The sequence below is a fragment of the Enterococcus sp. AZ071 genome, from assembly GCF_050499065.1.
Lineage (GTDB): Bacteria > Bacillota > Bacilli > Lactobacillales > Enterococcaceae > Enterococcus_A > Enterococcus_A ferrettii.
The window spans coordinates 807,164-826,244 of record NZ_JBIPAS010000002.1; the positions used below are offsets into that span (position 1 = coordinate 807,164).

The 19,081-nt window shown below is 38.7% G+C and carries 19 protein-coding genes and 1 pseudogene; 14 read left to right on the forward strand and 6 right to left on the reverse strand.

Going from position 1 to position 19,081, the window contains the following annotated elements:
• Positions 1–194: 194 nt before the first annotated feature.
• Positions 195–2,216, reverse strand: a complete 2,022-nt coding sequence (locus tag IGI49_RS22355) for a MucBP domain-containing protein (RefSeq protein WP_429965404.1) — start codon at positions 2,214–2,216, stop codon at positions 195–197.
• Between the two features lie 736 nt (positions 2,217–2,952).
• Here IGI49_RS22355 and IGI49_RS22360 point away from each other — a divergent pair.
• Both IGI49_RS22360 and IGI49_RS22365 read left to right on the forward strand, forming a co-directional pair.
• Positions 2,953–3,162: a hypothetical protein gene (locus tag IGI49_RS22360; RefSeq protein ID WP_429965403.1), complete on the forward strand. Its 210-nt coding sequence runs from the start codon at positions 2,953–2,955 to the stop codon at positions 3,160–3,162.
• A 152-nt stretch (positions 3,163–3,314) separates the two neighbouring features.
• A pseudogene (locus IGI49_RS22365) lies at positions 3,315–3,506 on the forward strand (AAA family ATPase); the annotation flags it as partial.
• Positions 3,507–3,754: 248 nt separating this feature from the next.
• On the opposite strand, the gene IGI49_RS22370 reads toward IGI49_RS22365, so the two are convergent.
• From IGI49_RS22370 to deoC, 3 genes are all read right to left on the reverse strand, one after another.
• Entirely contained in the window at positions 3,755–4,780 is a 1,026-nt protein-coding gene (locus tag IGI49_RS22370; protein WP_429965402.1) for a threonine aldolase family protein, read from the reverse strand.
• A complete protein-coding gene (locus IGI49_RS22375; protein ID WP_429965401.1) occupies positions 4,780–5,223 on the reverse strand; it encodes a MarR family winged helix-turn-helix transcriptional regulator in 444 nt (147 codons plus the stop codon). Before IGI49_RS22375 ends, IGI49_RS22370 begins: the two co-directional genes overlap by 1 nt.
• Before the next feature lie 298 nt (positions 5,224–5,521).
• Entirely contained in the window at positions 5,522–6,223 is a 702-nt protein-coding gene (deoC, locus tag IGI49_RS22380) for a deoxyribose-phosphate aldolase (RefSeq protein WP_429965400.1), read from the reverse strand.
• A 164-nt stretch (positions 6,224–6,387) separates the two neighbouring features.
• Here deoC and IGI49_RS22385 point away from each other — a divergent pair, with 164 nt between their 5' ends.
• From IGI49_RS22385 to IGI49_RS22410, 6 genes are all read left to right on the forward strand, one after another.
• Positions 6,388–6,798: a PTS sugar transporter subunit IIA gene (locus tag IGI49_RS22385; protein ID WP_429965399.1), complete on the forward strand. Its 411-nt coding sequence runs from the start codon at positions 6,388–6,390 to the stop codon at positions 6,796–6,798.
• Positions 6,799–6,891: 93 nt separating this feature from the next.
• Complete coding sequence (locus IGI49_RS22390) at positions 6,892–7,389, forward strand: PTS system mannose/fructose/N-acetylgalactosamine-transporter subunit IIB (protein WP_429965398.1); 498 nt, start codon at positions 6,892–6,894, stop codon at positions 7,387–7,389.
• 24 nt (positions 7,390–7,413) lie between these two features.
• Complete coding sequence (locus IGI49_RS22395; RefSeq protein WP_429965397.1) at positions 7,414–8,262, forward strand: PTS mannose/fructose/sorbose/N-acetylgalactosamine transporter subunit IIC; 849 nt, start codon at positions 7,414–7,416, stop codon at positions 8,260–8,262.
• Positions 8,263–8,274: 12 nt separating this feature from the next.
• Positions 8,275–9,093, forward strand: a complete 819-nt coding sequence (locus IGI49_RS22400) for a PTS system mannose/fructose/sorbose family transporter subunit IID (protein ID WP_207704710.1) — start codon at positions 8,275–8,277, stop codon at positions 9,091–9,093.
• 9 nt (positions 9,094–9,102) lie between these two features.
• Entirely contained in the window at positions 9,103–10,008 is a 906-nt protein-coding gene (locus IGI49_RS22405) for a class I mannose-6-phosphate isomerase (protein WP_429965396.1), read from the forward strand.
• 55 nt (positions 10,009–10,063) lie between these two features.
• A complete protein-coding gene (locus IGI49_RS22410; protein WP_429965395.1) occupies positions 10,064–10,774 on the forward strand; it encodes a GntR family transcriptional regulator in 711 nt (236 codons plus the stop codon).
• A 93-nt stretch (positions 10,775–10,867) separates the two neighbouring features.
• Here IGI49_RS22410 and IGI49_RS22415 read toward each other — a convergent pair whose 3' ends face one another.
• On the reverse strand, positions 10,868–11,503 hold the full coding sequence (locus tag IGI49_RS22415) for a GntR family transcriptional regulator (protein ID WP_429965394.1): 636 nt from the start codon (positions 11,501–11,503) through the stop codon (positions 10,868–10,870).
• A 116-nt stretch (positions 11,504–11,619) separates the two neighbouring features.
• Between IGI49_RS22415 and IGI49_RS22420 the strand changes: the two genes are divergently transcribed.
• From IGI49_RS22420 to IGI49_RS22445, 6 genes are all read left to right on the forward strand, one after another.
• Entirely contained in the window at positions 11,620–12,387 is a 768-nt protein-coding gene (locus tag IGI49_RS22420) for a dimethylarginine dimethylaminohydrolase family protein (protein ID WP_429965393.1), read from the forward strand.
• Between the two features lie 97 nt (positions 12,388–12,484).
• On the forward strand, positions 12,485–13,900 hold the full coding sequence (locus IGI49_RS22425; RefSeq protein ID WP_429965392.1) for a basic amino acid/polyamine antiporter: 1,416 nt from the start codon (positions 12,485–12,487) through the stop codon (positions 13,898–13,900).
• A 27-nt stretch (positions 13,901–13,927) separates the two neighbouring features.
• Positions 13,928–14,920 carry an ornithine carbamoyltransferase gene (argF, locus tag IGI49_RS22430; protein WP_429965391.1) on the forward strand — a complete coding sequence of 331 codons (993 nt, stop codon included), beginning with the start codon at positions 13,928–13,930 and terminating at the stop codon, positions 14,918–14,920.
• A gap of 14 nt (positions 14,921–14,934) precedes the next feature.
• Complete coding sequence (gene arcC / locus IGI49_RS22435) at positions 14,935–15,852, forward strand: carbamate kinase (RefSeq protein WP_429965390.1); 918 nt, start codon at positions 14,935–14,937, stop codon at positions 15,850–15,852.
• A 191-nt stretch (positions 15,853–16,043) separates the two neighbouring features.
• The gene (locus IGI49_RS22440) at positions 16,044–16,883 is read left to right on the forward strand and encodes a Cof-type HAD-IIB family hydrolase (protein WP_429965389.1); all 840 of its coding nucleotides are present in this window, start codon (positions 16,044–16,046) and stop codon (positions 16,881–16,883) included.
• 287 nt (positions 16,884–17,170) lie between these two features.
• A complete protein-coding gene (locus tag IGI49_RS22445) occupies positions 17,171–17,839 on the forward strand; it encodes a hypothetical protein (RefSeq protein ID WP_429965388.1) in 669 nt (222 codons plus the stop codon).
• A gap of 331 nt (positions 17,840–18,170) precedes the next feature.
• Here IGI49_RS22445 and IGI49_RS22450 read toward each other — a convergent pair whose 3' ends face one another.
• Positions 18,171–19,064, reverse strand: a complete 894-nt coding sequence (locus tag IGI49_RS22450; protein WP_429965387.1) for a helix-turn-helix domain-containing protein — start codon at positions 19,062–19,064, stop codon at positions 18,171–18,173.
• Positions 19,065–19,081: the final 17 nt, after the last annotated feature.

Below are 19,081 nucleotides of genomic sequence, written 5' to 3' on the forward strand. Positions count from 1 at the left end.
GGGCGGTTTTTATACTCAGTTAACCAATCACCTGAATCCCTTCTTGCTGATACGGTATAATCAAATTATCTGGTGCAGCCTTCTCTGTCACAATGACATCGAGGGCCTTGGCCTCATCCACAAAGTAAGTAGATGAAGAACCAATTTTATCCGCAGTAATAAGAGTAATGATATGGGAGCAAGTTTTGTTCTTCCTATTTTAATTTACTAGTATCCTTCGCTTTATTAAACCAGTAAAATAGAAAAGTGACAACAATACATAAAATACCCAAAACGCTCCAATATGTTTGATTCATTTCTCCTGTATTGGGATATTTTTTATTGGCACTAGTATCTGTAGTAAATTTACCTAAACTATTCGTTTTTGGTAGCTCTTTGTTGTTTTGCATTATAGTAGCTTTCTCACTAAGTTCAGCAAATCTATCAAAGCTATAAATATAAGTGACTATCTGTTCCTGATCAGTAAAGACACCAGTGGGGTTTCCCTTGACTTCTTTAAAGGAGTATCCATCAATATCTAACTTTTTAGTCGTATAACTCTCGCCAATGTTACCGGAAAACACTTCATTTTCATGAATGGATTTTCCATCGGTATCTTGATATTTAGCGGTGACCTCTTTACCTAAGATAGAAGGAATATCAGAATTTTTGTTATAGATATAAGTGACTATCTGTTCTTGATCAGTAAAGACACCAGTGGGGTTTCCGTTGATTTCTTTAAAGGAATATCCATCAATATCTAACTTTTTAGTCGTATAGCTCTCGCCAATGTTACCGGAAAACACTTCATTTTTATGAATGGTTTTTCCATTGGTATCTTGATATCTAGCGGTGACCTCTTTACCCAAGACAGAAGGAATATCAGAATTTTTGTTATAGATATAAGTGACTATCTGTTCTTGATCAGTAAAGACACCAGCGGGGTTTCCATTGATTTCTTTAAAGGAATATCCATCAATATCTAACTTTTTAGTCGTATAACTCTCGCCAATGTTACCGGAAAACACTTCATTTTCATGAATGGATTTTCCATCGGTATCTTGATATTTAGCGGTGACCTCTTTACCTAAGATAGAAGGGATATCAGGATTTTTGTTATAAATATAGGTGACTTCTATGGGTTCGTTATTTTCAATAGATCCAACTGCATTTTCAGGTAGTTCAGTATCTTCTAGAGTATAACCAGGAATATTAAGTTTGTACTCTGGTGTTGTTACATCATACTCTTCACTAACATTTCTGTCAGTATTTTCTACTGGTTCATGGATTTTATTTCCGTCAGTATCTTGGTAATTTACTATGATTTTGGCAGGAACAGGTTCCCATACATGTGTATCTGCCCATTCTTCTCCTACGGTGTTATTATTAACTTTTGAACTCATAAACTCAGTAGCTGTCCATCGTTTACCTGTAGGACGATGTTCTGTCCCATCCCCGACAGCTCGCCAAAAACCGGTATAAGCAGGATTGTCTTGTGGCGGATCAGTCAATAATTGCGCTGTGCTTGTTTTATAATTAGGACCTAAAACCAATTTTTTTAAGCTCCAACAAGCACCAAAGAACCCCGATTGATCTGAGTCATAATTAGTTAAATCCCATGTAGACAAATTTAATTCTTGCAGATTGAAATCACCAGAAAAAACACTATCCAATCGTCCGTAACTAGTAGAGTTATTTGAAATGTCAACATTCTCAATATTTTCTATGTGTTGCACATTGGTCCAAAACGCGAATAAATAGCTCGCAATTCCCTGAATAGTTAAAGGGCCTTCTATTATAATCTTCGTAACTTTTTCAGGGTCAAGACCTCTTTCATATAAATGGTTCACTAAACTTTGAGGTTTAACAATCGTACCTCCAGGAACGTAAAGTGTTGTTCCATCACCTGATAGCTTCAAAATTAACTCCGAATCTACAAGACCGCCCTGTTCGTCATCATAGTATTGCCATGGGAATGATTGGTCTTCATTTTCTCCAGTTGTCGTATTTATTTTTGCATTTTTGTCAATGTCTTCTTGCTGCTCGGAATTATTGACCGGTTCTGTGTAGTTAATTTCTGGTATGCTGGATATTTGCTCCGTAGAGAGTAAATATCCAGCATACACTTTTTCTGAATTATTCTCTTTCTCATTCGCCAGAACTACCCAAACATTTTGAGTCATCATGCTAAAAATACCGCATATACCTAAAAATAAAAATAATATCTTTCTTTTCACTTTATCAATAGCACCCCTTTTATCATCAATGGAAATATTTATATAAAATTATATAGGCGCCACATAGGAACGAAAATAAATGGACTTTGTAAATTAATGCAATATATCTGGCACCTAAATAACATATGGTATTCATTCTCTTTATTCTAATTCCAGCACGACACTAGGTACTTGATTGCCATAGTCCTTATCGCGGGTTAGACAGTCTAACACAATCTTCAGCGAATCCTCTTGACTGCCTCCACTTGTAAAATAATCTGGTACGGCCGCCAGTATTCATTCTCTAAGACAATTTTTATTCTTCCTCGTAGCGAGATGACCAGTGGGACTTCCATCCTTATATAAAACACATCATCTTTTGAGAGCAGACAGATCAATCTGAGTTTGCTTTGCGGTACTTGTTAGACCAATTTTGTGGTTCAATCTCAAACAATTCTCTGGACTGAGTTTCACTCTTCTCCCGTGAAAAAGTCCCTTATCTAGGATTTAATTATTTCCTTATCATAGATAGGGGAGTATATCACAATCAAAGAATCTTTTTTTATTTTTTATTAATTGATAGTAAGGATACTAAATAACTAGGGCTTTTATCACTATATGAGTATACATTAATGTTTGTTTTGTATCAATAAGTTTATTTATTTCGGATAAAAAAACAGAAACGTTAATTTCGGATAAATTTATATCTTTATTTCCATCCCTCAAAAATGAACCGTTAAATTAGGAGGAATTATCCATGTCAAAAAAGATGGGAATAGTTATAGAAGAAAAAAATGAGCATTGGAAGGAAGATATAAAAAAATGGAAATCAGCTGGGGAAATTCAGTATGGCTATGTTTGTGTCCACAGTTATGCGGAAATAAAACAACAATTGCATAGAAAGAAAGTCCATTATGGATCACTCATTGCTGAGAGTGCATCACTAATAAGAAGTTTTGCTTGTTAGGTCTGGAAAAAGATAGTTGGTTCTCAAACAGTCTACTTAAGCAACTTATCTTTATAAATCTCAATGAGTATATTTTTAGGATTGGTTTAGCTTGGATAATTTATTAAATTGAACATGAGGGAATAGAAGACGAAGGATTGGCGAGTGATGAATATGAGGGAATTGCTTTAATTATTGTAGATGAAATTGATCGGTTAAACCTTCAACACTTCAAACAGTTATGGAATATCTACGATTAAAATGATAGTACTGTGATCTTAAACAGTACACCCAGTATAGAAAAACGATTAAGCAGACTTCTTCAACTCTATTCGAGAATCCATTTTGCACACGAATTTGATAGTTATGGATGGTTTGAACCTCTTCTGTCTTATCTGTTTATTTAGTTAGTTGAAAAATGGGTTAGCATCATCGAATTTTTCGTAGAGAATTTTAAGTTAAAAATTTGTATAGCAAAAAACTGTCACATTATTCTGTTAAGAAAATTGTGACAGCTTTTGTTCGAAAATCTGTTGCAATTAGTTTTGGTAAAGGGTTCTACGATTCTCCCCGAAATAAATTCTTTATTAATTTCCAGAGGTTTCTTTATGGGTTAAATCAGTGCTAGCAGCTGCTCGACAGATTCTTTTGTGGTCGCCCACGAGGTAGCAAAACGCACGACCGTATGAGTATCATCATACTTTTCCCAAAAAGAAAAGCGAACTTGTTGCTGTAAAGCCTTCAACTTTTCGTTTTCTAGAATAATAAACTGCTGATTCGTTGGCGAATCAATTAAGGTTTGGTAACCTTTTTGCGTAAAGCCTTCCTTCAATAATTGCGCCATTTCAATCGCATGTCGACTAATATCAAAATACAAATTATCACTGAACAAGGCTAAAAATTGAATTCCCAATAAACGGCCTTTGGCTAAAAGCGCCCCGTGCTGCTTAATAATAGAAACAAAATGCTTCGGCAAATTATTCTTGGTGAAAACCAATGCTTCGCCACATAAAGCACCGACCTTAGTTCCGCCAATATAGAAGACATCACATAGACGCGCAATATCAGCCATCGTTACATCTGTTTCCTCACTCATCAATCCATAACCCAAACGAGCCCCATCCAAATAAAGTGGAATCTCAAACTCTCGACAAGCTGCTGAAAGTGATGCAAGTTCTTCCATCGAATAGAGGGTGCCATACTCAGTTGGATGAGAAATGTAAACCATTCCGGGTGCCACCATGTGTTCGTGGTTGCCATCGGCGTAAAAAGTTTCCACGTAGTCTCTGACCTGATCGGCATTAATCTTTCCTAAGTTATGGGGCAGCGTTAATACTTTATGGCCGCAAAATTCAATTGCTCCAGCTTCATGAGTGCTGATGTGTCCGGTATCGGCTGCCAAAACACCTTCATAATTTTTCAAAAGTGCAGTAATCACAATCTGATTGGTTTGCGTTCCACCGACTAAGAACTTGATCTCTGCTTCTGGACAATCTAATTGTTCTTTGATTTTCTCTTTCGCAAGTTGAGTAAAGGTATCAGTTCCGTAACCAGATTCCTGCTGCATATTGGTTTCTAGTAATAGCTTCAGCACCATTTCGTGAGCACCTTCAGAATAATCGTTTTCAAATGATAGCATTACATTTCCTCCATTTCGTTGGGAACTACTTGATTCAAAATTGTTTCAATCGTGCCCATAGCTGTTTTCAGCTGAGTAATTTCCTCGGCATCCAAGGAGTGAAGCAGCTCTAAGATCTGCTTATCCGACTGCTCTTCAATGAAACTGTTCAGAGTTTCTCCTTTATCAGTAAGAAACAGCCGAAAAATTCGTTTGTCCGCCGGATCGTTTTGTCGCGTAATATAGCCGACTTTTTCCAACTTATTGACTATGCGGCTTAAATAGCTGCGGTCCATTCGCATGAATTTTGCTAAATGATTGGCGGTAGTACCTTTGTTACGGGCAATCTCACCAAGAATCCGCATTTCAATCATGGAATAGTCCAGATTAAAGACTTTCTTGTCAAATACGCCTAGAATCCGAGTATAGTAGCGATTGAACTGCCGGATATTTTCAATAGTCACGGTTATCGCTCCTTTTGTGTTAGATCAAGCATAGAATTTTTAGTGGACTTTGTCAACTATTGTTTTTTGTTCGATCTAGAATGGATAGGTGTACAAGAAAAATAAGATCAAGTATCGCGGGAGGAAGAAGCTAGTAGGTTGCCGATTTATGGATATTAATTGTCATTTGATAGTGCAAGCGGTCACCTAATCGCTGTGATTGAAATAAAATTTAGCATTGGCGAGTCGAATAATCATTTAGACAACATACAACAAAACCCGACTGACAGAACAATAGCTTCCGTCAATCGGGTTTCTTCTATATAGTAATTTCGCCATTCACGGCTTCTTCCTTAAAGGTATCAATGATCGTAAGTCCCGAACTGGTTCCAATCCGTTCTGCACCGCAGGCCAGCATTTTTTTGAAGGTTTCGGCATCACGAATCCCACCTGCTGCTTTTACCTTCACCTTGGGACCAACCTGTTCCTTCATCAGCTTAACATCTTCAAAGGTTGCACCGCTTGGAGCAAAACCAGTCGACGTTTTAATAAAATCAGGTTCGACTTCTTTCGCAATTTTGCATAGCGCGATTTTTTCTTCATCTGACAAGTAGGCATTTTCAAAGATCACCTTTGAAACAACTTGATTTTCTCGGCAAACTGCCACGATTTGTGCCATCTCATCCTTCAAATAATCCCAATTTTTTGTCTTCACTTCTGTTAGGTTAATGACATAATCGATCTCAGTTGCCCCGAGTTCAATCGCATTTTTTGTTTCGAAAACCTTCGCAGTAATAGAAGTTTGTCCAAGTGGAAAGCTGATGGCTGCACCAATTTCAATATCACTGCCAGCTAAATAGTCACGACAAAGTGCGGATTGTACCTGATTAATTGCTACCATTTTAAAGTGGTAAGCTTTTGCTTCTTGGCAAAGGGTCTTCATATCCTCCCGGGATGCGTAAGGTTTTAAGTTGGTGTGATCAATCATTTGTGCTAATTGGTCAATTGAATAAGTTGTCATGCTTTTTCCTCCTTTATGTTATTACATAAATGATCATAAAGTAGAATTTGACAGTTGTCAAGACAAAAAATAATTACATTTAGATGTTGACATCGCTTTCTTATCAAGGTATTATTTGGATATGCTTTAAAATGTTATTACATAAAAGGAGATGAATCAGCAGAATGCACATTATGTTAGTTACACATGGTATGTTTTGTCAAGGTATATTGAACAGCTATCAAATGATAGCCGGAATCAATGAAAAGATCCAGGCTATCAGCCTAACAGATGAGGGAATAGGAACGTTTACTCAAATTTTTCAACAGAAAATGGATGAACTGTCAGAAAAAGAAGTGTTAGTTATTACTGACATAAAGGGAGGAACACCTTATAACGAAGCTCTGAATTACTATCTTAATCATCCTGAAAGAGTCCGGGTGGTGGCAGGATTAAATCTACCGATGCTGATTGAAGCTGGATTAGCGTTGGAAACCAGCACGCTAGATGTGCTGTACGAATTAGCTTTATCAACTGGAAAAGCTGGTGTTGCGGGTATTGATGCAGATGACTCAGAAGACGACATCGAGTTTTAGCTGGGGTGAACAACTTTTTCGTTATAAGTGATAGTTAAGAGGTAATAAATAAGTGAGTAAGAGAGAAAAATAAAAATTTGGAGGTAATATATCATGACAATTACATTAGCAAGAATTGATGATCGAGTAATTCACGGTCAAACGACTACTCGTTGGACCAAAGCACGTTCGGTGCAAGGTATTTTGGTAGTTGGCGATGACATTGCACAGGATGACTTGCGTAAGCGGGTATTAAAAGCAGCAGCAGGCAATTTAAAATTAGGTGTTTACACGACAGAGCAAGCAGTTGAAAGTATTCCTAAAGGTAAAAATTCAACGAAAGATTTCTTTCTCATCAGCAACTCTCCGCAAACCTTTGCCAAATTAGTTGAGATGGGCGTAGATTTTGGCAAGAAGCTGAATGTCGGACCTATGAACACTCGTGAAGGAGCGAAGGTATTGGGACGGACGGTAGCGATTGATCAAAAGGACTATGATGCCTTTGAATACATGGATCAGCAGGGAATTGAGATTGGCTTCCAGCTGCTGCCGGATGATGAAACGAAACCTTGGAGGGTTATGAAGGAAAAATACAATTCGTTAAAGGATTAACTACAGGAATGAGGAGGAAAGAAGATGGAAGGAAGTTTGTTTTTACCAGCACTGTTAACGGGAATTTTTTGTTACTTAGGAGCGATTGAAAGTCCTTGGTTATTCGGTATGAGCGGCGGGTTTTACGTGGTTGGTCGTCCGTTAGTTGCAGGCTTGTTGACGGGAATTGCCTTTGGTGATGTGCAAGCAGGTGTCTTGTGCGGTTTAGCAGTTCAGGCAGTATTCATAGCAAACCTGTCAACTGGTGGAGCTACTAATAGTGAGATCACCTATGCGGCATACGGCGGTATCGGTTTAGCCTTGGCAACTACTAAGGATCCGGCCGTGGCAGTAACATTATCGATTTTAATTGGCCAAACCTTCGGACTTATTTTTTATAATACTCGGATGGCCTTATATTCTTTCTGGAATACGCGTGCCCAAAAAGCAGCGGAAAACATTGATGATCGCGGAATTACATTGAATCATGTAGTTTATCCTCAAATTACGACGTTCCTTTTACGAGCGGTACCAATTTTTGCGGCAATTTTCTTCGGCCGAGGCTTAGTAGACTGGCTGCTGTCAAATGTACCGCAAGTAGTTACAGATACCATCTCGGTTTTAGGTGGGGTGCTGCCGGCTTTAGGAATTGCAATGTTGATGGGGATTGTTATCAAGGATAAAATACATTTAGTCTTTTTCTTCGCAGGTTTTGTTTTAATGGCTTTTGCAAAATTAAACATGATTGCGTTAGTTTTCTTGGCAGCAATGGTTGCTTATATTGTTTATTTAAGCACCGGGAAAGGTTCAGGCAATGGTGGAAGCAATTCTGCACCAGTGGTTGATGCCGGACCAGCAGCGGATGTCGCATATGAAGACGATGACTTATTCTAGGAGGATAAAGTGATGGAAAAGGTTGAACAACGATTAAGTAAAAAAGAATTACGGCAAATTTGGAAACGCTGGGGTTTCACCCATTTATCTTCCATGAGTTATGAAAAACTGCAGGCACATGCCTGGGCATTTTCTTACTTACCTTTTGCTGAAAAGTATTATAAAAATGATCCTGATGCCAAACGAAGACTGCTGCTGCGTCATTCGATGTTCTATAATACTGAACCACAAACGGGACAATTAATTAACGGAATCGTGGCTTCATTAGAAGAGGAAATTGCGTTAGGCGGCGATGTGCCGGAAGAAATGCCGATCAATATCAAGACAACCTTGATGGGTCCCTTGGCCGGAATTGGCGATTCGATTATTCAAGGAATTATTGTTCCAATCCTATTATCAATCGGGATGGGCTTAGCAGCTGGAGGAAATGCACTTGGACCAGTATTTTACTTGGTTAGCTATGGTATTATCGGTCCATTAATTTCCTATCTGTGCTTCATGAATGGTTATCGTTTAGGCGTAAATGCCATTGATGTCATCATCGGTGAGAATGCCAAACGGATTACTGATGCCTTTAACATTTTGGGGATTATGGTAGTTGGTGGACTTGCTGCATCTAACATTGCTTTAACGACAGCAATCAAAATTCCGATGGGGGATGAAGTACAAAAACTGCAGGATGTTTTGGACGGTATTTTCCCTAGTATTTTACCGTTGGGAATGGTGTTGTTGGCTTGGTATTTATTAACCTCAAAACAATTGACAGCAACTAAAGTGATTCTTGTTCTGACTGTTATCTCAGCAGTTGGCGTCGTAATTGGTGTATTTTAGGAGGCTGTTATGTATATTTTAGAACCGATTTCTAAGGAAAGAATTTGGGGAACGCCACGGTTGCACCAGTATCAAGGGGACGAAGGAATCGCAAAAATTGGTTCTGTGTATTCTGCTAGTGGGATTACAGAAATCGACTGTTTAGTTCGCAATACAGACGCCACATTAAATACGCTAATTCAGCAAGATCCACAAAAATTTGGTTTGCTGCCAGGAGAGGTTTATCCACTGATTATTTCTTTTACTGCTTGTGATGAAAATTTGAGTATTCAAGTCCATCCAACTGACGATTATTCGCAAAGTCATGAGGGGATGCCATATGGAAAAAGTGAAGCCTGGTATTTTATTGAGCCACCGGAAGCAGGCTGGATTTATGCTGAGCAGCTTGCATCAGATAAGCAGATGATTGCAGAAGCAGTCAAGAAAAAGAATTACAAAAAAGTTCTGAAGGAATACCCGGTAGCAGGTAATGATCTGATTTATATTCCGTCTGGTACGATTCACGCATTGACCAAGGGCTCACTGGTTTACGAAATTCAACAATCTACTGATATTACGTATCGTTTTTACGATTATGATCGAATAGACAGCAATGGCAAAGAACGTGAGCTGCATGTTGACGCAGCGCTGGAAACGTTGATTTTTGATCAGCAGGTAGAGAAGAAAACCTTTGAGCTTGATCAAACAGTCAGCCAAAGAGAATTCACCCTTCAACACTTGGAAGTCTCTGGAGAGGTGAAAAATCCGGCATCAATTGCCAGTATGCTGACCGTTCTTTCTGGTGAGTTGATTTTAGCTGAAAATGTTTGCCGAGCCGGTCAAAGTTTATTGCTGATGCCGGGAGAGGAAGCGATTTTACCTGGTAAAGCTGAATGTGTACTAGCCACCCCCAACCCTTATTGGCGTTATAGTTGATGTGGGGATTGTATGCTATAATAATAAGGATAATTTATTGAGGGGCAGATGATCAATGAGGATCCCATTACACAAAAAAATAAGTGATGATTTGTTGCAAAAAATCAAATCCGGTGTTTATCCTGAAAATGAGCTGATTCCCACTGAACATGAGCTTGTTGAGTTGTATGGAGTTAGTCGGCCGACGATTCGTCAAGCGCTTCAGTCACTGGCTAATGAAGGTTATTTAGAAAAGCGTAAAAAACGTGGTACCGTAGTAACTAAACCGAAGTTTCAACAGGAATTTACGCACGTAATCGAGAGCTTCGATTCTGAAATGAACCGCAAAGGACTGGCGCCCAAAACAAAAATTTTAAACTTTAAAGTAACGACGGCTAGTGATGAAGTGGCCGAAAATCTTCGGATAAAAAAAGGTGACCAAGTTTACAAATTGATTCGCCTGCGATATGCAGAAGATACACCAGTAGTTTTAGTTACCAGCTATGTTCCTTATCGCTTGTTTCCTAATTTTCAACAGATTGATTTCACTCAAGAAAAGCTGTATAAAGCATTGGAGGACGCAGGTTATCCAGTGATAGCGGTTTCTCGTAAATTAGAGGTTCTTAAAGCTGATGAAACTACTAGTGATTTGCTGGATGTTGAAATAGATGAACCGTTGTTTTATTTTCATACCCAAGGCTTTAGCAACGAACGACAACCCGTCGAGTATTCTATTTCAAAATACCGTGGTGATTTGAACTATTTCGTATTTGAATTATCACAATAAAAAAGAAGCTGTTCCGCTTTGTGCTGGAACCAGTCTATTAGATCAAAATTCTAACAGACAGGTTCTAACCATATGGCGGTTCAACTTCTTTTTTTACCAGATATCATATTGTGCATTTTCTAGCCGCCAATGAGTGTGCTCTAAAAAATGACGCAGCTTCTCGCCTTGCCCTTTTTTAAACATCATAAGAATTTCCTCGTGTTCCTGATTCGTAACCAGCAACAGCTCTTTGATCTGCTCTTTTTCAATCCGAGAATATGCTTTTCCAATAAACATTTTCTTTTTACTATCGATTTCTTTCCTTAGCAATCCGTTGTCACATTTCACTGTATATAATTCATGAAATTGATGCTGTAGTTCATTGTATTTTGTATACAATTCATTGTTGATTGCAGAGTACATACTGTCAATTAAGAATTTCATCAAAGCGTAATCATCTTCTGACAGCTTATCAACGGTTAATTCAGCAATTTTCCCATCTAAAACACCAATCAGCTGATAAAGATTTTCAACATCCTTTTCCGTGTAGGTTCGTATCTTAAACCCTTTACGAGGTTCTCTTTCTAAAATATCATCTGAAGCAAGCTGCAGCAGAGCCTCGCGGATCGGTGTTCTGCTGATTCCCAAGTTGTCTACAAGGTACTGTTCAGTTAACCGATCTTTTCTTTTTAGCTTTCCTAAGGTTAGCTGCTCTGATATAAATTGGTATACTTTATCCTTTGGTTCCATAATCATCCTCCCAGCTTCTATTGTACTACAAAATAATTCTTTTTGGAAAAGGCTTGCAAACAAAAATTGTATATTGTATACTCTAGCTGTAAAATAAAAAGAAAGAAGGATGGATTATGTTTAAAAATGTTATCGTTCGTGTGCCGTCTAAAACAATCTCGGAAGGATTAACAAGTGCAGATGAGGGGAAACCAATTTATAGTAAAGCTTTAATGCAGCATGAGAACTATGTAAGCGCTTTGACTAAGACTGGCGTGAATGTGACAGTTTTAGAACCGAAGGATGAATTTCCTGATGCTTGTTTTGTGGAAGATGTAGCTTTATGCACCAGTAAATGTGCGATTATTACTCGCCCAGGAGCAATGAGTCGCCGAAAAGAAGCAGCCCTGCCGGATATGCTGAAAGCCCTTGAAAATTTTTATGAGCACATTGAATATATTAAGGAGCCAGGAACAATTGAAGCTGGAGACATCATGATGGTTGGTGATCATTTTTATATTGGCTTATCTGAGCGCACTAACCAAGCGGGAGCAGATCAAATGATTCAGATTTTAGAAAGCTATGGTTTATCTGGTCAAGCGGTTGAAATGAAAGAAATGCTTCATTTGAAAACCGGATTGGCTTACCTGGAAAATAATAATTTGCTGGTAGCTGGGGAATTCAAAACCGCACCGGAATTTGAAAAATTCAATAAAATTGAGATTGATATGGATGAAGCATATGGTGCGAACTGTATTTGGATGAATGACTATGTAATTGTGCCAGAAGGTTATCCGAAGGTTCAAGAGAAGATTGAAGCGTTAGGATACAAAGTCCTAGTAGTCGACACATCTGAGTTTCGCAAAATTGATGGTGGGTTAAGTTGTTTGTCTTTACGGTTTTAAGACGACTGCAGAGTGACGTTTATCCAAGGAGGAATGCTGGAAAAGGAGAGACAATTCTTAGCATTTCTCCGTTTTTTTACTAGGAGAGGTGAAAAAATTGGAAAATTCAGAGGAAAAGATTGGTCTTTTTCCCCTAATTGGTATTATTGTCAGTGCGATCGTTGGTGCCGGTATCTTCAATTTGATGAAGGAAATGGCCAATACTGCTTCAGTGGGAGTGACAATTATCGGTTGGATTATTGCCGGAGTTGGGATGGGATCATTGGCATTTTGTATGGAGAATTTGAATAACAAACGACCGGATTTGGATTCTGGTATTTTTAGTTATGCTCAGGAAGGGTTCGGTGATTATATTGGCTTCAACTCAGTTTGGGGTTATTGGGTTTCCGTCAACATTGGAAATGTAGCTTTCGGGACATTATTATTTAGTGCACTAGGCTACTTTTTTCCAGTATTCGGGAACGGTCAAAATGTCTTTTCAATTTTAGGAGCTTCCATCGTTTTATGGATTATCCACTTTATGATTTTGAGAGGACTGGATAAAGCTACCTTGTTGAATGCAGTAGTTATGATTGCAAAAATGATTCCGATTTTAATTTTTATTGTTTGTATCTTGTTTGCTTTCAATAAAGATGTCTTTTTTGAGGACTTTTGGGGTAATTTGGCTAGCAACGGCAGCAGCTCTAGTATATTCGAACAGTTGAGGGGAACCGTCTTAGTGACTGTATGGGTTTTTATTGGGATTGAAGGTGCGGTTGTCTTTTCAAGTCGAGCTAAAAAACGTAGTGATGTTGGAAAGGCTACCTTGCTAGGTTTTGCGGCGGTTACATTGATTTATGCAACGGTCACCGTTTTCTCTTATGGCATTTTAAGTCAGCAGCAGCTTCAAGCGCTACCCAATCCAGCGATGGCTTTTGTGTTGGAACACATTATCGGACGACCAGGAGCAATTATTGTCAATTTAGGTGTGATTGTCGCAATTTTTGGGGCATGGATTGCTAACACACTTTTGGCAGAAGAGGTGGCTTATCAGGCGGGAGTTCAAGGATTGTTTCCAAAAATTTTTACTAAAGAAAATGAAAACAAAATGCCGATTAACTCAACGATTATTACTAATGTCACTATTCAAGTTATGCTGTTAAGTTTCTTGGTTACGAATGAGGCGTATTCGCTGCTTTCAAAATTGTCCTCTTCCACGATTTTGCTGCCTTATACTTGTGTCGCATTATTTCAAATGAAATTAATTTGGCAATCCAAGGAGAAATCTACAATCAAAAATATCATGGTAGGAGTAATCGCGACGGTTTACATGCTTTGGCTGATTTTAGCCTCAGGTTCAACATTTATCATCTTAACGATTTTAGCTTTGTGTCCAGGATCAATTATGTATATATACGTAAAGCGGAAAAAAGAAGAACGAGTCTTTACCAATTATGAATGGGTCTTTTTCATTATGGTACTCTTACTATCTATCTACGGATTGTCTCAATTGCCTACACTGTTAGCTGCTTAAAATAATAGAAGAAAGAGGTTGAAAGTTATGCCAGTAAATTTGCAAGGGAAGAGTTTTTTGAAGCTGTTGGATTTTAGTACAGCTGAAATTCAGTACTTTATTCGATTATCAAAACAATTTAAAAACCTGAAATTAAGCCGCACACCTCATCGTTACTTAGAAGGAAAAAATATCGTGCTTTTATTTGAAAAAACGTCCACTCGCACACGTTGCTCCTTTGAAGTAGCTGGAATGGATTTAGGGATGGGGGTCACTTATTTAGATCCTGGTTCATCTCAAATGGGAAAAAAGGAAAGCATTGAAGATACTGCTCGCGTTTTAGGACGCTTTTATGATGGCATTGAATACCGGGGATTTTCTCAAGCATTAGTTGAAAAAATGGCAGAAAAAGCAGGTGTTCCTGTTTGGAATGGATTAACGGATGCATTTCATCCGACCCAAATGATTGCGGATATGTTAACAGTCGAGGAAAACTTTGGCTATTTAAAAGGTTTAAATTTTACTTTTATGGGAGATGCCCGAAATAATGTTGCTAACTCGTTGATGGTAGTCTGTGCGAAATTAGGAATGCATTTTACCGCTTGCGGACCTAAAAAATTAATGCCTGAAGAGGATCTAATTAAAAAATGTCAAAAAATTTGTCAGGAGACCCAAGGGACCTTAAGCTTTGTGGAAGATCCAAATGAAGGTGTAAAGAATGCTCACGTAGTGTATACGGATATCTGGGTTTCGATGGGAGAACCGTCTTCAGTATGGGGAGAGCGGATTAAATTGTTGGCACCCTACCAAGTGAACAAACCTCTGATGCAGCAAGCAGCAAAAGATGCTATTTTTATGCACTGTTTACCTTCGTTTCATGACCTTGAAACCGAAGTAGGTCAACAGATCCATGAGGAATTTGGATTGACCGAAATGGAGGTTTCGGATGAAGTATTTGAATCTAGTCAATCAAAGGTTTTTGATGAAGCGGAAAATCGAATGCACACAATCAAAGCCATCATGTATGCCACTTTGAAATAATGTTGGAGGGGACTATGGAAACAGTAGTAGTAGCTTTAGGGGGAAATGCTTTAGGAAATACTCCTCAGGAACAGTTAAAGTTAGTGGGAAAAACCGCTGAAATTATCGTTGCGATTGCTAAGCAGGACGTCAAAATTGCGGTTGGGCATGGAAATGGACCACAGGTGGGTATGATCAATTCAGCTTTTGAACGTGAAAAGCAAGGAACCGCTATGCCTTTTCCTGAATGTGATGCCATGAGTCAAGGATATATCGGTTATCATTTACAGCAGGCGATTAAAAATCAATTGGATGCTGAAAAGGTAAAGCGAAATTGTATGGCAATTATCACTCAAGTCGTTGTCAGTACTCATGATCCTGCGTTCCAACAACCAATGAAGCCAATCGGTGAGTTTTTAAGTAGAGAAGCGGCTGAAACGATATCCAAGGAAACCGGCTTTCGATTTGTTGAAGATTCTGGAAGAGGCTATCGTCGAGTAGTCCCGTCACCTTTACCGATTGACATAGTTGAAATCGACACGGTGAAGCAATTGGTTGATGAATCTGCAATTGTAATAACAGTCGGTGGAGGTGGAATCCCCGTCGTAAAAACAGATAAAGGCTATCAAGGAATTGCTGCTGTGATTGACAAGGATCGCTCCTGTGCCAAGCTGGCAATAGAATTATCAGCGGAAACTCTATTGATTTTAACAGCAGTAGATCAAGTATATCTCCATTTTAATGAGCCGCACCAGGAAGCAATAGGTCAGGTATCAGTGGAGGAAGTACGTTCTTATGTAAAGGCAGGACATTTCGCAGCAGGAAGTATGCTGCCGAAAATTGAAGCTGCGATTAGCTATGTGGAAGCAACTGGAGGCAGAGCGATTATTACTTCTTTGGAAAGAGCAGAAGCCGCATTAAAGGGAGGAACAGCGACAATTATTGCACCTTAGATAAAAGAGAATCAGTCAGAATACATTGACCTTTCACCAGAAAACGATTACCATAAAAGATGGATAGTGACTAGTGCGACTAGGCTAAACCTGTTAAGAGAAGGCTTTCTTTGAGGCTTATTCCTTAACGGGTTTTTTCATGAATCGGGGGATTCGCGAAGTCTTTCTAATTAAATATTCGAGGTGGAGAAATGGAAAAACTAATCTTTTTAGATGTCGATGGAACGCTGTGCAATGATGCCGGCATCATTCCTGAAAGTGCTAAAGAAGCAATTAATCAAGCAGCGTCAAAAGGTCATCAATTCTTTTTGTGTACCGGGCGTTCTAAAGCGGAAATTACGCAAGAAGCATTAGATCTGCCGTTGAGTGGCATTATCGGTGCCGGCGGTGGATATTGCGAAGTAGACGATGAAGTAATTTTGCATAAGGTTTTTGATTCGACCGAATTGCTAAAGCTGATTGATTTTTTAGAAAGCAACCAGATTGATTATTATCTAGAATCAAACAACGGCTTATTTGCCAGCGAAAATTTAAAAACGACCTTAACTAACCTGACTTTAAACGGTGTTTCGGCTGATAGTGAAGAAGGTCAGGCTCGTTTAGGAAAAATTCAATGGTTCATGGATTTATTGATTGAAGACAAAGAACAAATTGACTATGCGGATGTTAACAAGGTCTCTTTCGTGAATCATTCGATTCCCTACGAAAAAATTCATCACAAATATTATGGTGACTTCCAGATGATGCGTAGTACCGTTCCAGCCTTTGGTCCAGATAGCGGAGAAATTGGGATTAAGAATATTCACAAAAAAAGTGCGATCGAGGCAGTCTTGAAGCACTTGAATAAAGATAAGGCTGATACTTACGCTTTTGGTGATGGACATAATGATGTAGAAATGTTTGCCGCAGTTGCGACGGGGATTGCTATGGGCAATGCATGTGCTGAACTATTGGCAGTTGCTGATGAAGTGACAACCTCACCGGATGAAGACGGAATTGCCTTGGCTTTGAAAAAGCATAAGCTTTCTTAAGCTTGGTGACGATAGATGAAAATCGAGTACAAGGTACATTTTTTGTATCTGGTACTCTTTTTTTTATTCAGTTTTAAAATGGTAGATGTTATAATCATATAATGATTGTAATTTCACAAGCATAGTCCTATTCAGGATGAATAAACCGATAGGAAAAGTGGAATGCGAGTGTAATACGATAAGTAGAATAATCTAGTTTTTGATAATAATAGGGTGTTTATCAGAATGGAGTATAACCTGTTGATCTTAAGTCAATGGAGTTAAATAATAAAAAAGGGGTTTTTAGGATGGAAAAAGGCAAGAATTTATTACGTTGGGGGATTATGCTGATAGCATCATTGTTCCTATTTAGTGCATGTGGAGCTGGTGCATATGATGCTAGTGGCTATGTGAAAAGTATGTTGGATACACAAACACAAGGAAAATATGATCAATATATTGAGCTGACAGAATCTACTAAAAAAGACGCAGAGGATCTATATAATAAGACGATTGAAGCGCAAATGGACGCGATAGATGTAGATGCGCTTTCTGATGAATTATCTGGAAAATACGAAGAACTGTTCAAAAAAATATTCAAAAAAACAAAATATACAGTTGGTGAAGCAAAAAAGGGCGATGACGATAGCTTCACTGTACCAGTAGAAATCGAAACACTTCAGTTGTTCGAAGGAGTCGAGGAAAATATGGCTGCTTTTCAGGAAGAACTGACAGCTGAATTGATGGCCCAAATGGTTGAAGATGGCACTGTTCCGGATGATCAAGAGCTTAACGAAAGAGCATTTCAGCATTTGTATGACTATTTAAATGAAAAAGTAGAAAATCCAACCTATGGTAAAAAATCAACGGTTGAGGTGAAGGTTGCGAAAAACAGCGACGGTTTTTATGAAGCCGACCAGTCAGATCTGGAAGAAATCGATAACAAATTAATTGATACGGCTGATTCTGGTATTTAATAAATTAGTAGAAACCACGAAGTCCTCAAGCTTCGTGGTTTTTGAGTACAAGATAGTATACTTTTATATTTATGATAGTTAACGGTTGGAAAAGAAAGCGAATAGAATGCAAGCAGCGAACTACTGAGACTTTCAAATTAGCGAGTCTGTTCCATAAGAAGAGCTGGTAAAGCCCTAGTCTTTGCGTTTTGATTATTCTGGCTGTTGGTCGCGCAGGACTAATCCAACAGACCGTAGTATTAAGGCTGATATTATTTATTTCTTAGCCTAGCTCATCCATTATCAAATAAGGAAGCACTTTTCCCATCGTAATCAGCAAAGTACTTCCTTTTTAAATTATCCGAACGGGACGAGCTTCAATATAACCACGATAGCCTTGGGGCTCCAATTGAACCCGTGGGGCGGCCTCATTAGACCAAACACAATTACACTGACTAGGATCATAAGTGTCGATTTGCTGCATCAAATCCACAATTGCCGCTTCAAAATACTTTTCATCATAGGGTTCTCCTTGGAAAACTAACATGGTACAGGCAGGTAAATCAATTAAGTCGAAGCCAGCTGGAACTTCGCCCGCATAATCAGCCGGTACCTCAACTCCTTGAGCATAAAGCGAAGTTCCTTTGGGGCGAAAGGAATCCGGCAACCACATGCCCACAGGTTCATAAAGTGCTTCCTTAACACTTACTAAAATACCCCACACGTCACAGCCTGTTTCTTTGGCATAATCAAGATAAGAATCAGCCTTTTTTCCCCTTAATAAAATCAGTTTCCTGGCTGGATATTCCATTAAGCGCACATGTAATTTTTGTGCTATCGGCGGATTTTCATAACATGATTCTTCCATTAAATAATAGCTTTCCACCGGATAAGGATGAAACAACTGTATTGGAGGAGTCTTTTTTTGATAGGCTTTCGGAGGGATGCCAAATTGTTTTTGAAAGGCCCGAGTAAAGCCTTCATGGGAATCGAAGACAAAATCCAAGGCAACATCTACCACTTTTCGCTGTTCATCTCGCAAAACTAAAGCTGCCTGAGATAAACGCAGCTTGCGAATGTATTCAAACGGGGAACTTTGAGTGTATTCTTTAAATAATTTGGCACAATGCCAGGGAGAATACCCAGCTTGCTGAGCTAACTGATGCAAAGTAAGTTCTTCATCCAAATGCGTTTCAATATATTCCTGCATGCGAGTTACTGCAGTAGCCTGTGCTAAATTTGCCATTTTATTCCTCACTTTCA